Genomic DNA, 11,589 nt, shown 5'->3' with positions numbered 1-11,589 from the left:
GCCTCAAGAGCGCCGTCGCCCGGCACGTCGAGCAGGGGCCGGTCCGCGTGCCGGACGTCGCGGCCTCCTTCCAGGAGGCGGTGGTCGACGTGCTCACCCACAAGGCCGTCGCGGCCTGCCTGGCGCACGACGTGGACACCCTGGTGATCGTCGGCGGGGTCGCCGCGAACGGCCGGCTGCGGCAGGTCGCCGCCGAGCGCTGCGCCGCCGCGGGCATCACCCTGCGCGTCCCGCCGCCCCGGCTGTGCACCGACAACGGAGCCATGATCGCGGCCGTCGGAGATCTGCTCATCGCCGCCGACACGCCGCCGTCGCCCCTCGACCTGGCGGCCGATCCCTCGGCGCCGCTGACCAGAGCCTCACTCACCCCCGGCCGTAGCTGACCACGGAGTACCGATGCCCGACGCCCTGCCCATCACCCTGGTGGGCACGCCAGTGCTGCACCACCCTTGCCGGCCCGTCCCGACCGGGCTGTCTGCGACGGCTTCGACGTCAGCGGCGCGCCGGTCACCGTGCACGGCACCGGGCTGCTGGCCCGGTGCCTGCAACACGAGACCGACCACCTGGACGGGCTCCTCTACATCGACCGCCTGTCCGCCGCCGCCCGCCGGGCGGTGCTCGCCGAGCACGACCAACGCCAGAACGTCCCTGCCTGAACCGGGAGACCCGTTGTGGAAGACGCCCGCATCCACCTCACCCGCGCCCTGCTGGAAGGCACCGGCTGGGTCACCAGGACCCGCGACTTCGCCCGCACCCTCCGCACCGCCGGACACCACGCCGGGAACCTCCTCCTGGTCGGCACCCCCACCGACGAGCCCTGGCACATGGCCGCGCACCTGGACGACGAGGCCCGGCTCGCGGGCCTCCCCGAACTGACGCCCACCCTGGTCCGCCACCACGTCCCGGCGGGCGCGCCCGCCCACCTCGCCGTCGGGCTGAGCAGGCTCGAAGCGGCCGGAAGAGGCCAGACCCTGTTCGTCGTCGCCCCCGATGGCAGCGACGAGCACGTCCTGCAACGGGTGGCCGACGCCCGCCGGTCCGGGGCGGTGATCCTCGCCATGGAGGACGGCGACCGGGACCTGCGCGACCTGGCCCACGACGCGCTCACCATCGGAACCGGCCGCACCGCCCTGCGCCCCGACGGCCTGCTGATCCCCGAGACGGCGGCCTTCGAGACCGCCCAGCACCTGGTCAGCCTCGCGGCGGGGGAGACGCCGGTCACGCTGGGCGGCCGGCGCGGCTTCCGCGACCGACTGGCACGATGGATGGACGCCGTCAGCGGCCCCACCCTGGCCGACGACGACCTCGTGCATGAACCTGGGGCAGTCGGCATGCGCACCTGAGCACGGCTGCCCGCCCGCCCTCGACCCGCCCCTGCCCAGGGCCGGCCTCGAACCGATCCTCACAGCGGCCGGGTGCGGGCGACCGCTGGACCGTCGTCATCTCCTCGACGACGGTCCCTTTGAGGCTGATCCGCAGACTTACTGCATATTTCTTGCAACTACTTCTAGTATGCAGCTATGGGAGTCGACGCCCTCGAATCGCGCTGCGCGCCGCACGGCGTCCTCGTCCGTGACGCCGAGGCGGACCTCGTCATGTGTCACCTGGGCGGGAGATGGTGCCGCTCGCTCGGCTCACACGTACGAGCCCACAGGATGACCACCGACGAGTACCGCGCTGCCTTCGGTCTCTTCCGTTCCAAGGCGTTGTCCTCCGTGGAGCACTCCACCGCGCGGGGTGCCCGTCCGGCCGCCGCCGAGCGGGTGGTGGCCGAGCGCCGCGAACTGGCCGCCGGGCGCGCGACCCGTACGACCGCGGCCGAGCAGCGGCTGAGCGAGGCGTTGCGTGCTCGCGGATACGCCACCACGGGCCGCAGCCTGCGCGCTCTCTACCTCGAACGGCCCACGAGCCTGGAAGCCCTCGCCGCCGAGCTGGGAGTCGGTCGGCAAGTCCTGCGTCGCGCCCTGTCGGCCCATGCCATCCCCATCCGCTCGACCGGACTGAACACCGCCCAAGGCCGTCGAGCCCGCATCGCCCTGAACATCGCGGAGGCCGCCGCCCGGGTGCGTACTCCCGACCTGTTCACCTGGCTGGCCACCCGCCGCCGGGCGGGATGGTCGCTGGTCAGGATCGCGGCAGCTCTGGACCGCAGCGTCCCGTGGGTGAGAAATCGGCTGGCCGACATGGAGCCGGTGGACGACGTGGCAGCCTCCGGCCCGCGGACCGCTCGGGCATGAACGCCGACATGGAGAAGACCCTGACCCGCCTCGGCCTGCGCCGGACCATCCCCCGCCTGACCATCCTGGGCATCCTGGCCGAAGCCGGTACGCACCTCAGCGTCCTGTGCCTGCACCGGCGGGTGGCGGAGACCTTTCCCATGGTGAACGTCTCCACCGTCTACCGGAACGTGAGGGTGATGAGTGAGCACGGCGTGCTGCACAGCATCGAGTCCGGCGGCGAGACGCTCTTCGGGTTGGCCACGACGCCGCATCACCACCTGCTCTGCGACCACTGCGGCCTGCTGACCGAAGTGCCCGCCGACCGGCTCGATCCAGCATTGGCCCTGGCCCTGGGCGGCGCCGACTTCGAGATGGGGGGCATCGGCCAACTCCTGCGGGGCCGGTGCCGGCGCTGTCGGCATGCCTCCCGAGACGTGAGCTAGTTGCAGGACTATTGTTGTTGCGAGATTTGCGCAATTAGGAACCGCGAAGGAGAGATAGCTCATGGGTGAGTACACCCTTCCGGACATGCCGTATGACTACGCGGCGCTGGAGCCCGCGATCACCGGCGAGATCCTTGAGCTGCACCACGCCAAGCATCACGCCGCCTACGTCAAGGGCGCCAACGACACCCTCGACCGGCTGGCCGAGGCCCGCGACAAGGGCGAGTTCGGCGGCCTGGTCGGGCTGGAGAAGACGTTCGCGTTCAACCTGTCCGGACACGTCCTGCACACGATCTTCTGGCAGAACCTGTCCCCCGACGGCGGCGACCGCCCCGACGGCGAGCTGGGCGACGCGATCATCGAGCACTTCGGCTCCTTCGAGGCCTTCAAGAAGCAGCTCACCACCGCGACCGCGACCGTCCAGGGCTCTGGCTGGGGCGTGCTGGCCTGGGAACCGCTGGGGCGCCGCCTGGTCGTCGAGCAGGTCTACGACCACCACGGCAACATCGGCATGAACACCACCCCGCTGCTCGTCTTCGACGCCTGGGAGCACGCCTACTACCTGCAGTACCGCAACGTGCGCCCCGACTACGTCGAGAAGCTGTGGGGCCTGATCAACTGGAACGACGTGATCGCCCGCTACGACGCCGCCCGCGGCGCCTAGCCCTCATGCCGGCGACGCCCGCCCGGCCCGAGCTTGGTCCGCGGGGCCAGGCGGGCGCCGCCCCCTTCACCGTCCGCCTCATCATGCCCCACGAGGTGGATCGCATCCTGACCGCCGTGGCCGACGCCGCGGGCGAGGTCTTCACCCGCCTGCCGTGGGCCGAGCGTCCCGAGGAAGCCCGCACGGTCGCCGGCCGCTTGGCCGCGGACGCGCAGGTGCCCGGATTCACCCTGGTGGCCGCCCTTCGCGGTGATCGGATCCACGGCTTCGCCTACGGCGTGCGCTGCTCCCGGCTCGCCCTCCTCGCCTCCCGCCTGCCGCACGGCGACTTCACCCTCAAGGAACTGGCCGTCCTGCCCACAGCGCGCGGATGCGGGCTCGGCATGAGATTGCACGACGCGGTCCTGGCCTCCGCGCCCGCCACGCCTTGGTGGCTCGCCACGCATCCGCGGGCAGCCGCAGCTCTCGGTTTGTATCGACACCGCGGCTGGCGCGTGGCCGCGATCCGCAAACACCAGGACCGCACGAGACTCATCATGGTGCACGAGGCCGGATGACGGCCTGCCGTGCCAGGCCGGCAGGAGCCGAACATGCCAGATGAGCAATGGCTCACGCGCCCCGTTCAGCGGCTACACACCGATCGCCGGGCCCGCCATCGGCTGACCTTCTCCGTATGCCTCCGTCCGGGCAGCGGAGGCGTACGTGAAGCCGACACCCGAGTCCAGCTATTGCGAATATATTGCAATAACAATCCAATCGCTTTAAGGTCGCCGCATGAAGTGGAGATCAGCACTGCTCGGGACCATGCTCTTGGCGCTCACTGCCTGTTCGGCCCCGACAGAGTCCACGACACCGAAGGCGCAGGACACCGTCGTGCTCGGCCTGGGCTCGGAGCCGGACTCGCTCAGCCCGGTGCTCGGGTACGCGCCGGACGGCGGGTCGCTTCTCTACGACGGGCTGGTCCGCCGCACCCCGGACCTGAAGCTGCAACCTGCCCTGGCGGAGGCGCTGCCGGAGGTCAAGGGCACGCAGGTGACCTTCACACTGCGCCAGGGCGTCACCTTCCACAACGGCAAGCCGCTGACCAGTGCCGATGTTGCCTACACCTACGGGCAGCTGCTCAAGACCGCCAACAACTCGCCGATCCGCGGCGACTACGCCGCGATCGAGAAGGTGGAGGCGCCGGACGCGCGCACGGTCGTGTTCCGGCTGAAGTACCCGTATGCGGCGATCCTGCAGCGCGCCACGCTCGGCATCGTGCCGGACGGGACGGACCTGAAGGCCGATCCGGTCGGGACGGGACCGTACACGTTCGTGTCGTGGACCAAGGGTGACAAGATCACGCTCAAGGCCAACGACCGCTACTGGGGCCCCAAGCCCGCGATCAAGACGCTGGTGCTGGCGTACGCGGCAGACGACAACGCGCGGGCCACCCGCATGGCGGCCGGCGAGTTCACGGCCACCGAGCTGCCGCCCAAGGCGGTGGCGCAGTTCAGGAACCAGCAGGGCGTGACGGTGTACGAAGCGCCCAGCGCCGACTACCGGGGCGTGATGTTCCCGCTGGAGCAGCCCGTCACGGGCGACCTGGCCATCCGCAAGGCGCTGAACCTGGCCATGGACCGGGCGGCGATGGTCACGGCGATCCTGGCGGGCGCGGGCAGCCCGGCCTTCGGACCGGTCGCGCCCGGCACCGAGTGGCACAACGCCGCTGTGAACGGTTCGCCCGCGCCGGACCGGGCCAAGGCCGTCGCGGTCCTGGAGGCGGCCGGATGGAAGGCGTCCGCCGACGGCATCAGGGCCAAGGACGGCACGCCTGCCCGCTTCACGCTCATGTACCCGGCGGGGGACTCGCTGCGCAAGGAGCTGGCGCTGGCCATGGTCTCGGACGCCAAGCGGATCGGCATCGACGTCCAGCTCGCCGCCCTGGACTGGGACGCCATCTACCCGCGCATGGCCAAGGACGCGCTGATCATGGGCTGGGGCAGCCCGTACGACCCGGACTACCTCAACTACGAGCTGTTCCACTCCTCCTACGTCGGCCAGGGCTCCTTCAACCCGGGCCACTACAAGGTGCCTGAGGTGGACAAGCTGCTCGACACCGGCCGTCAATCGTCCGACCCGGCCACGCGCAAGAAGGCCTACGACGCCTTCCAGCAGCGCATCAGCGACGACCACGTGTGGGTCTACCTGGTCTTCCTCAAGCACACCTACGTCGTACGAGGAAACTGGTCGGGCCTCACGGTCGGCGTGGAGGCGCACGAGCACGCCACCGGCGGGCTGTTCAACACTGTGCCGGAGTGGAAGCCCGCCTCGTGACCTGGCTGAGGATCGTGGCCTGGCGGCTGGCGTTCGCGGTGCCGCTGCTGCTGGCGGTGACGTTCGCGATGTTCGCCCTGGCCAAGGCGTCGCCCTTCGACCCGGTTCGGCAGTACCTGGGCGAGCGGGCGATGGTCACCGACCCGCGGATCATGGCCGAGATCCGGGCGAACTGGGGGCTGGACCGGCCCCTGATCGAGCAGTACGCCGCCTGGCTGGGCCACCTGCTGCGCGGCGACCTGGGAGAGTCGCGGTCGTTGCGGTTGCCGGTGGCCCAGGTGATCGGCGAACGGCTGGGCTGGACGCTGCTGGTCGTCGGTTGTGCCCTGGTGCTGATGCTGGCGGCCGGGCTGGCCCTCGGGACGCTGGCCGCCTGGCGGCGTGACTCCTGGCTGGACCGGCTGGTCAGCGGGACCGCGTTCGCCAACGAGGCCGCGCCGGTCTTCTGGGTCGGGCTGCTGGTGATCTGGCTGTTCGCGGTCAAGCTCGGCTGGCTGCCCGCCGGCGGGCTGACCGACGCCGCCTCCGCCACGGTCACGCTGCCGGACCTGGCCCGGCACCTGGTGCTGCCCGTGGCCGTGCTGGCGTTCTCGCAGTCGTCGTGGCTGCTGCTGTTCGTACGGGAATCGGTGATCGGGGTGCTGCGCGAGGACTTCGTCACCGGAGCACGGGCACGGGGGCTGCGCGAACGGACCGTGCTGCTGCGGCACGCGCTGCGGTCGGCGCTGCTGCCGTTCATCACCATCATGGGGGCGCGGGTGCCGGAACTGGTGACAGGAGCGATCCTGGTGGAGGCGGTGTTCTCGTGGCCGGGGGTGGCCGGGACCACGATCAAGGCCGCGCTGGCGGTGGACTTCCCGCTGCTGGCCGCGCTCACCCTGCTGGCCACGATCGCCGTCCTGCTGGGCAACCTGCTGGCCGACCTCGCCTACACGGTCGCCGACCCGCGCGTACGCGTGCTGGGGGTGAGCTGATGACCACCTCGCGCACCAAGGCGTGGCGACGGCTCGGGACGAAGGGAAGCCGCCGGCTTGCCCGCCGCCGCCGTCCCCTCGCCCTGGCCGTCCTGGCGGTGCTGGTGCTGGCCGTGGTGCTGGTGCCACTGGTCATCCGGCTGGACCAGCAGCTGGTCGACCTGCGCGCGGCCGGCCTTCCGCCCTCGCTGTCACACCCGTTCGGCACCGACGAGGTCGGCAGGGACGTGCTGCTCCGCTCCATCTACGGGCTGCGCGTCTCACTGCTGGTCGGCCTGGTCGCCGCAGTGGTCAGCGTGACCATCGGCGGTCTGGTCGGGCTGGCCGCGGGCGCGGCGGGCGGCCCGGTCGACCGCCTGCTGATGCGCGTGGTCGACGGCGTCAACTCGATACCGCACCTGCTGCTCGGCATCTTCATCGTGGCCCTGTTCGCGCCCAGCGCGATCGCCGTGATCGTGTCCGTGGCGGTCACCCACTGGACCACCGCCGCCCGCATCGTCCGCTCCGAGGTGCTGTCGCTGCGCGGGCGGCCGTTCATCGACGCCGCCGTCTCCGGCGGCTCGTCCCGGCTGCGCGTCGTCCGGCGGCACCTCCTGCCCAATCTGGCGCCGCACTTGTTGCTGTCCGCCGTGCTGATGGTCCCGCACGCCATCTGGCACGAGACCGCGCTCAGCTTCCTCGGCCTGGGGCTGCCCGCCCACCTGGCCTCACTCGGCAACATGATCAACGACGGGCAGCGGTCGCTGCTGGCCGGTAACTGGTGGTCCAGCCTGTTCCCGGGGCTGCTCATCCTGACCCCCACGCTGGCGATCTACGCGCTGGCCCAGCACCTGCGCGACCGCGCCAACCCCCGCTGGCGATCGGAGCTGGCCCTGTGAAGCTGCACGTCGAAGGGCTTTCGGTACGTTTCCACATCCCCGGCGCCGTCGTCCAGGCGGTCACCGACGCCCACTTCACCCTGGAACAGGGCCGCTGCCTGGCACTGGTCGGCGAGTCCGGCTGCGGCAAGTCCGTGATGGCCCACGCGCTGCTCGGCCTGCTGCCCGCCAACGCCACCGTCACCGGCCACGCCTGGCTCGACTCCCTCGACCTGATCGCCGCACCCGAGAAGACCCTCGCCCGGCAGGTACGCGGACGCCGGATCGGGCTCATCCCGCAGAGCCCCGCCGCCCACCTCACCCCCGTCCGCACCGCCCGCGCCCAGCTCGCCGAGACGTTGCGCGAGCTGGGCCGCGGCGACTCTCCCGACGAGCTCGCCCGGCGCGCCGGACTGCGGCCCACCGACCTCGACCGCTACCCGCACCAGCTGTCCGGCGGCATGGCCCAGCGCGTCGCCAACGCTCTCGCCCTGGCCGGGGATCCGCCGCTGCTGTTCGCCGACGAGCCCACCACCGGCCTGGACCGCCCGCTCGTGGACGCCACCATGGCCGAGCTGCGGCGGCTGTGCGACGAGGGCCGCGCCGTCCTCCTCATCACCCACGACCTGCGCGCCGCCGAACAGGTCGCCGACGACATCGCCGTCATGTACGCCAGCCGCATCGTCGAACTCTCCTCCGCCCCGTCGTTCTACGACGGCCCCCGGCACCCGTACGCGCGGGGCCTGCTGGACGCGCTGCCCACCCGCGCCTTCACCCCGATCCCCGGCCAGCCGCCCGAGCTCACCCGGCTCCCGGCCGGCTGCGCCTTCCAGCCGCGCTGTCCACGCGCCACCGCGCTCTGCCAGGAGCAACCCGTTCTGAACGAAGTGGCCTGCCACCATGCTTGACGCCTCCGCCATCACCCTCTTCTACGGCCGCCACCAGGTCCTGGACGACGTGTCCCTGACCGTCCACCCCGGCCGGACGCTCGGCCTGGCCGGGCCCAGCGGATGCGGCAAGTCCACGCTCGCCCGCGTGCTGGCCCTGCTGCTGCGCCCCTCCGGCGGCACGGTCACCCTCGACGGGCAGCCGATCACCCGCTGGCGGCACCGCGCCCCGCAGCGCACCTCGATCGGCCTGATCTTCCAGCAGCCCCGGCTCGCCGTCGACCCCCGCCTCACCCTCCTGGACGTGATCGCCGAGCCGCTCCGCGCCGCCCGCCGCCCTCTGGACCGGGCCTACGAGCTGGCCGAGGAGATGGGCCTGACCGGCGAGCTGTTCACCCGCCGCCCGCACGAGGTGTCCGACGGTCAGCTCCAGCGCGCCTGCGTCGCCCGCGCTCTCACCCTCGAACCCCGCTACCTCATCTGCGACGAGATGACCACCATGCTCGACGCCTCCACCCAGGCCCACCTCGTCGCCAGGATCGAGGCCTACCGCGAGCGCACAGGCGCCGGCGTCCTGGCCATCAGCCACGACGCCGTACTGCTCGACCGCTGGACAGGCGGAAACGTCCGCACCTGGCGGCAGCATCCGGAAGCGACGGTGAGCGAAACCGGCGGCCGGCCCGGAGTCGCCTCCCAGGACGCCCGCGATCCGCAGACCGCCGGCGAGCCGGGCCACACAGGCTGAAGGCAGCCAAGAAGATCGTCACCCTCAGGACCGAAACGCGCGAGTTTCCTTCAGCGATACGTCGAACCTCATGGTGGTTCGCCTCGTAACTGTCGACATAAGGGTTCTGGGGAATGGGGTTCGGGGGGCGAAGGCCCGTCGATTCTCCGACGGGCCTGCTCTCTTGTCGTCAGCCGTCAGCGCACAGGTCGTGCAGCCAATCGATCCCCTCCCCGCGCCGTGAAACGGGGCGAGCGGATGGCAGCGAGAAGCAGCGGATCTTCTGAGTTGACGGTGGGCGGCTGAACGATATACCGGGTTACACGGCCCGTACACAGAGCAATCAGCGAGCAACCAGCCGTGATCCAAAACGGGATCCGAGGCTGGCGAGAACCGAGAAATCCCAGGTCGGGCGCGGTTTTGAAGAGTAGGGCGGGTGGGACTTGAACCCACGACCCACGGATTATGAGTCCGATGCTCTGACCGGCTGAGCTACCGCCCCTGGATTCAGTTGTGACATGCGGTGTGCGGCAGGTGGATCTTGGTGAGGCTCGCGCATGTCAAGGCTAGAGCATCGGATCCGGGAGTGCCGCACGGCCGGATGGGGACGGGGTCCCGCGGACATCATTCCATGCCGGGCAAGGTTGGTGGAGTCGTGTCGATCATATTCGGGTCTCGGTTGGGGGTTGTGTTTGCTGTGGGCGGAATGGGAGGGCTTGGGAGGGGAGGTACGGTGCCGATATGGCGATCAAGGTGGTGTACGAGACCCACTCCATCACTGTGGACAACGAGATCGGTGTCGCCACGGGATGGCTGCCCGGGGAGTTGTCCGAGCGGGGGCGGGAGCTGGCCGCCGAGCTCGGGGTGCGGAGGCGGGGGGTGGACGTCGTCTACTGCTCGGATCTGCGCAGGGCGGTCGAGACGGTGGAGGTGGCGTTCGGGGGTGGGAAGGAGGTCCGGCTCGACGCGCGGCTCAGGGAGTGCGACTACGGCAGCTACAACGGACGGCCGGTGAGCGAGGTCGCGGCCCTGCGCAGGCGGCACATCGACACTCCGTGGCCGGGCGGGCAGAGCTATCGGCAGGTCGTGGCGGGAACGGTCGAGTTCCTTGAGGATCTGCGGGAGGAGTGGCAGGGGGCCACGGTGCTGGTGGTGTCCCATTCGGCCAATCGGTGGGCGTTGCAGCACCTGCTGGACGGCACTCCGATCGAGGACCTGGTGGACGCGCCGTTCGAGTGGCGCCCCGGGTGGGAGTACGAGGTGGCGTAGCACCTTGCCTGGAGGCGGGTGCGGGGTCAGGGTGGGGTGGGGCCCGGATGGTCCTGGCGGTCCCGGGGTCCTGGCGGTCCCGGGGTCCTCGCGGTCCTCGCGGTTCCGGCGGTCGTGGTGGCGGGTGGCGGGCCGCGGACATGGCTGATGCGCCGATCGCGTCCGCGATCAGCGCCGGCGGTGGAGCTGGGTTGTCTCCTGCCGCTGGGGGTGCCGTCACGGTAACGGCGGGCCCACGGGGCGAGGAGTTATTACTTCACTCCTATCAGGGTGTTATGGCGCGGTGCCGTACACCGGGTTGCGTACGAGCCAATCGGAGTAGACCGGACTGCGGCGTACGGCCTCGGTGTGCGCCTGTTTGGCCTGGGCGACCACCCAGGTGGCGTCGGGGGCGGTGGGGTGGCGGCCGAGGAGCTGCCGCCAGCGCAGCGGCGCGCCGGAGAGCGGGACCATGGCCAGCCCCGGCAGGGCCTGGTGGGTCGCCTGGCAGAGCACCACGGCGCGGCCCACCTGGGCGAGGTGGGTGCAGGTCGGGACGTCCGTCTCGTAGATCGTTCCGGGGGTGAAGCCGGCTCGGGCGCACGCCATGGCGAAGCAGTCGGCGAAGCAGCCGTCGCCGGGTGTGACGGCCCATTGTTCGCCGGCCAGGTCGGCCAGCTCCACCTCCTTCTCCTTGGCGAGCGGATGGTCCTCGCCGACGAGGGCGAAGACCGGGTCGACACTGATCGTCTCCCACAGGAGCGTTCCCGTGGGGGTGCCGGAGTCGCCGCAGGCGCCGGTCAGCACGTAGTCGAGGCGGCCGAGCTCGACCATGTTGATCAGCTCGTGCGTTGACCACGACGTGAACGTGGTGACCGTGCGCTCCGCGGCCAGCCGGTCGACCAGGCCGCCGAGTATCGGGCCGTTGGTGGCGCCGATGCGGAAGCCGGGGGAGGGGGTGTGGGCGAATCGTACGGCCTCGTCCTGCAATTCCTTGGCCGCGGGGAGCAGCACGCGCGCCCGGGCGAGCACCAGCTCGCCGAGCCGCGTGGGGCGCGCCCCGTGCCGGTCACGTTCGAACAGGGCGCCGCCGAGCACCCTCTCGATCCGTTTGAGCTGGGCGGTGAGGGCCGGCTGTGCCAGCCCGAGCAGGGACGCGGCCTTGCTCACACTTCCCGCGTCCGCTACCGCGCGGACGATCCTGAGGTGCCTGAGCTCGAGGTCCATACCGGGAAGGTAAGGCGACGAATCGCTCCC

Annotated in this window: 12 protein-coding genes, 1 tRNA gene and 2 pseudogenes; 13 read left to right on the top strand and 2 right to left on the bottom strand. The window is 71.0% G+C overall.

Annotated elements, in window-relative coordinates; all coding sequences use genetic code 11:
* The 12 genes and pseudogenes from ABZ459_RS48965 to ABZ459_RS48910 all read left to right on the top strand — a co-directional run.
* Positions 1-383, top strand: a pseudogene (locus ABZ459_RS48965) (tRNA (adenosine(37)-N6)-threonylcarbamoyltransferase complex transferase subunit TsaD); the annotation flags it as partial.
* Positions 384-455: 72 nt separating this feature from the next.
* A pseudogene (locus ABZ459_RS48960) lies at positions 456-656 on the top strand (peptide deformylase); the annotation flags it as partial.
* A gap of 15 nt (positions 657-671) precedes the next feature.
* A complete protein-coding gene (locus ABZ459_RS48955; RefSeq protein ID WP_357987105.1) occupies positions 672-1,343 on the top strand; it encodes a hypothetical protein in 672 nt (223 codons plus the stop codon).
* Between the two features lie 177 nt (positions 1,344-1,520).
* Complete coding sequence (locus ABZ459_RS48950) at positions 1,521-2,237, top strand: MucR family transcriptional regulator (protein WP_357987102.1); 717 nt, start codon at positions 1,521-1,523, stop codon at positions 2,235-2,237.
* Between the two features lie 8 nt (positions 2,238-2,245).
* A complete protein-coding gene (locus ABZ459_RS48945) occupies positions 2,246-2,662 on the top strand; it encodes a transcriptional repressor (protein WP_357987099.1) in 417 nt (138 codons plus the stop codon).
* Positions 2,663-2,723: 61 nt separating this feature from the next.
* Positions 2,724-3,326: a superoxide dismutase gene (locus tag ABZ459_RS48940; RefSeq protein WP_357987096.1), complete on the top strand. Its 603-nt coding sequence runs from the start codon at positions 2,724-2,726 to the stop codon at positions 3,324-3,326.
* 83 nt (positions 3,327-3,409) lie between these two features.
* Positions 3,410-3,883: a GNAT family N-acetyltransferase gene (locus tag ABZ459_RS48935; protein WP_357987093.1), complete on the top strand. Its 474-nt coding sequence runs from the start codon at positions 3,410-3,412 to the stop codon at positions 3,881-3,883.
* Positions 3,884-4,100: 217 nt separating this feature from the next.
* Entirely contained in the window at positions 4,101-5,642 is a 1,542-nt protein-coding gene (locus ABZ459_RS48930) for an ABC transporter substrate-binding protein (RefSeq protein ID WP_357987090.1), read from the top strand.
* Complete coding sequence (locus ABZ459_RS48925) at positions 5,639-6,616, top strand: ABC transporter permease (RefSeq protein ID WP_357987087.1); 978 nt, start codon at positions 5,639-5,641, stop codon at positions 6,614-6,616. Before ABZ459_RS48930 ends, ABZ459_RS48925 begins: the two co-directional genes overlap by 4 nt.
* Positions 6,616-7,494 carry an ABC transporter permease gene (locus ABZ459_RS48920; protein WP_357987084.1) on the top strand — a complete coding sequence of 293 codons (879 nt, stop codon included), beginning with the start codon at positions 6,616-6,618 and terminating at the stop codon, positions 7,492-7,494. The genes ABZ459_RS48925 and ABZ459_RS48920 overlap by 1 nt, the downstream gene beginning before the upstream one ends.
* Entirely contained in the window at positions 7,491-8,381 is an 891-nt protein-coding gene (locus tag ABZ459_RS48915) for an ABC transporter ATP-binding protein (RefSeq protein WP_357987081.1), read from the top strand. The genes ABZ459_RS48920 and ABZ459_RS48915 overlap by 4 nt, the downstream gene beginning before the upstream one ends.
* A complete protein-coding gene (locus tag ABZ459_RS48910) occupies positions 8,374-9,105 on the top strand; it encodes an ATP-binding cassette domain-containing protein (RefSeq protein ID WP_357987078.1) in 732 nt (243 codons plus the stop codon). Before ABZ459_RS48915 ends, ABZ459_RS48910 begins: the two co-directional genes overlap by 8 nt.
* Before the next feature lie 407 nt (positions 9,106-9,512).
* Here the strand turns inward: ABZ459_RS48910 and ABZ459_RS48905 are convergent.
* Positions 9,513-9,586, bottom strand: a tRNA-Ile gene (locus tag ABZ459_RS48905).
* A gap of 239 nt (positions 9,587-9,825) precedes the next feature.
* On the opposite strand from ABZ459_RS48905, the gene ABZ459_RS48900 reads away from it, so the two are divergent.
* A complete protein-coding gene (locus ABZ459_RS48900; RefSeq protein WP_357987075.1) occupies positions 9,826-10,353 on the top strand; it encodes a histidine phosphatase family protein in 528 nt (175 codons plus the stop codon).
* A 273-nt stretch (positions 10,354-10,626) separates the two neighbouring features.
* Here ABZ459_RS48900 and ABZ459_RS48895 read toward each other — a convergent pair whose 3' ends face one another.
* Positions 10,627-11,559 carry a LysR family transcriptional regulator gene (locus ABZ459_RS48895; RefSeq protein WP_357987072.1) on the bottom strand — a complete coding sequence of 311 codons (933 nt, stop codon included), beginning with the start codon at positions 11,557-11,559 and terminating at the stop codon, positions 10,627-10,629.
* Between the last annotated feature and the right edge of the window lie 30 nt (positions 11,560-11,589).

Origin of the sequence: Nonomuraea sp. NPDC005692 (assembly GCF_040631115.1) — a bacterium.
Lineage (GTDB): Bacteria > Actinomycetota > Actinomycetes > Streptosporangiales > Streptosporangiaceae > Nonomuraea.
This window is presented reverse-complemented; position numbering and strand designations above follow the sequence as displayed.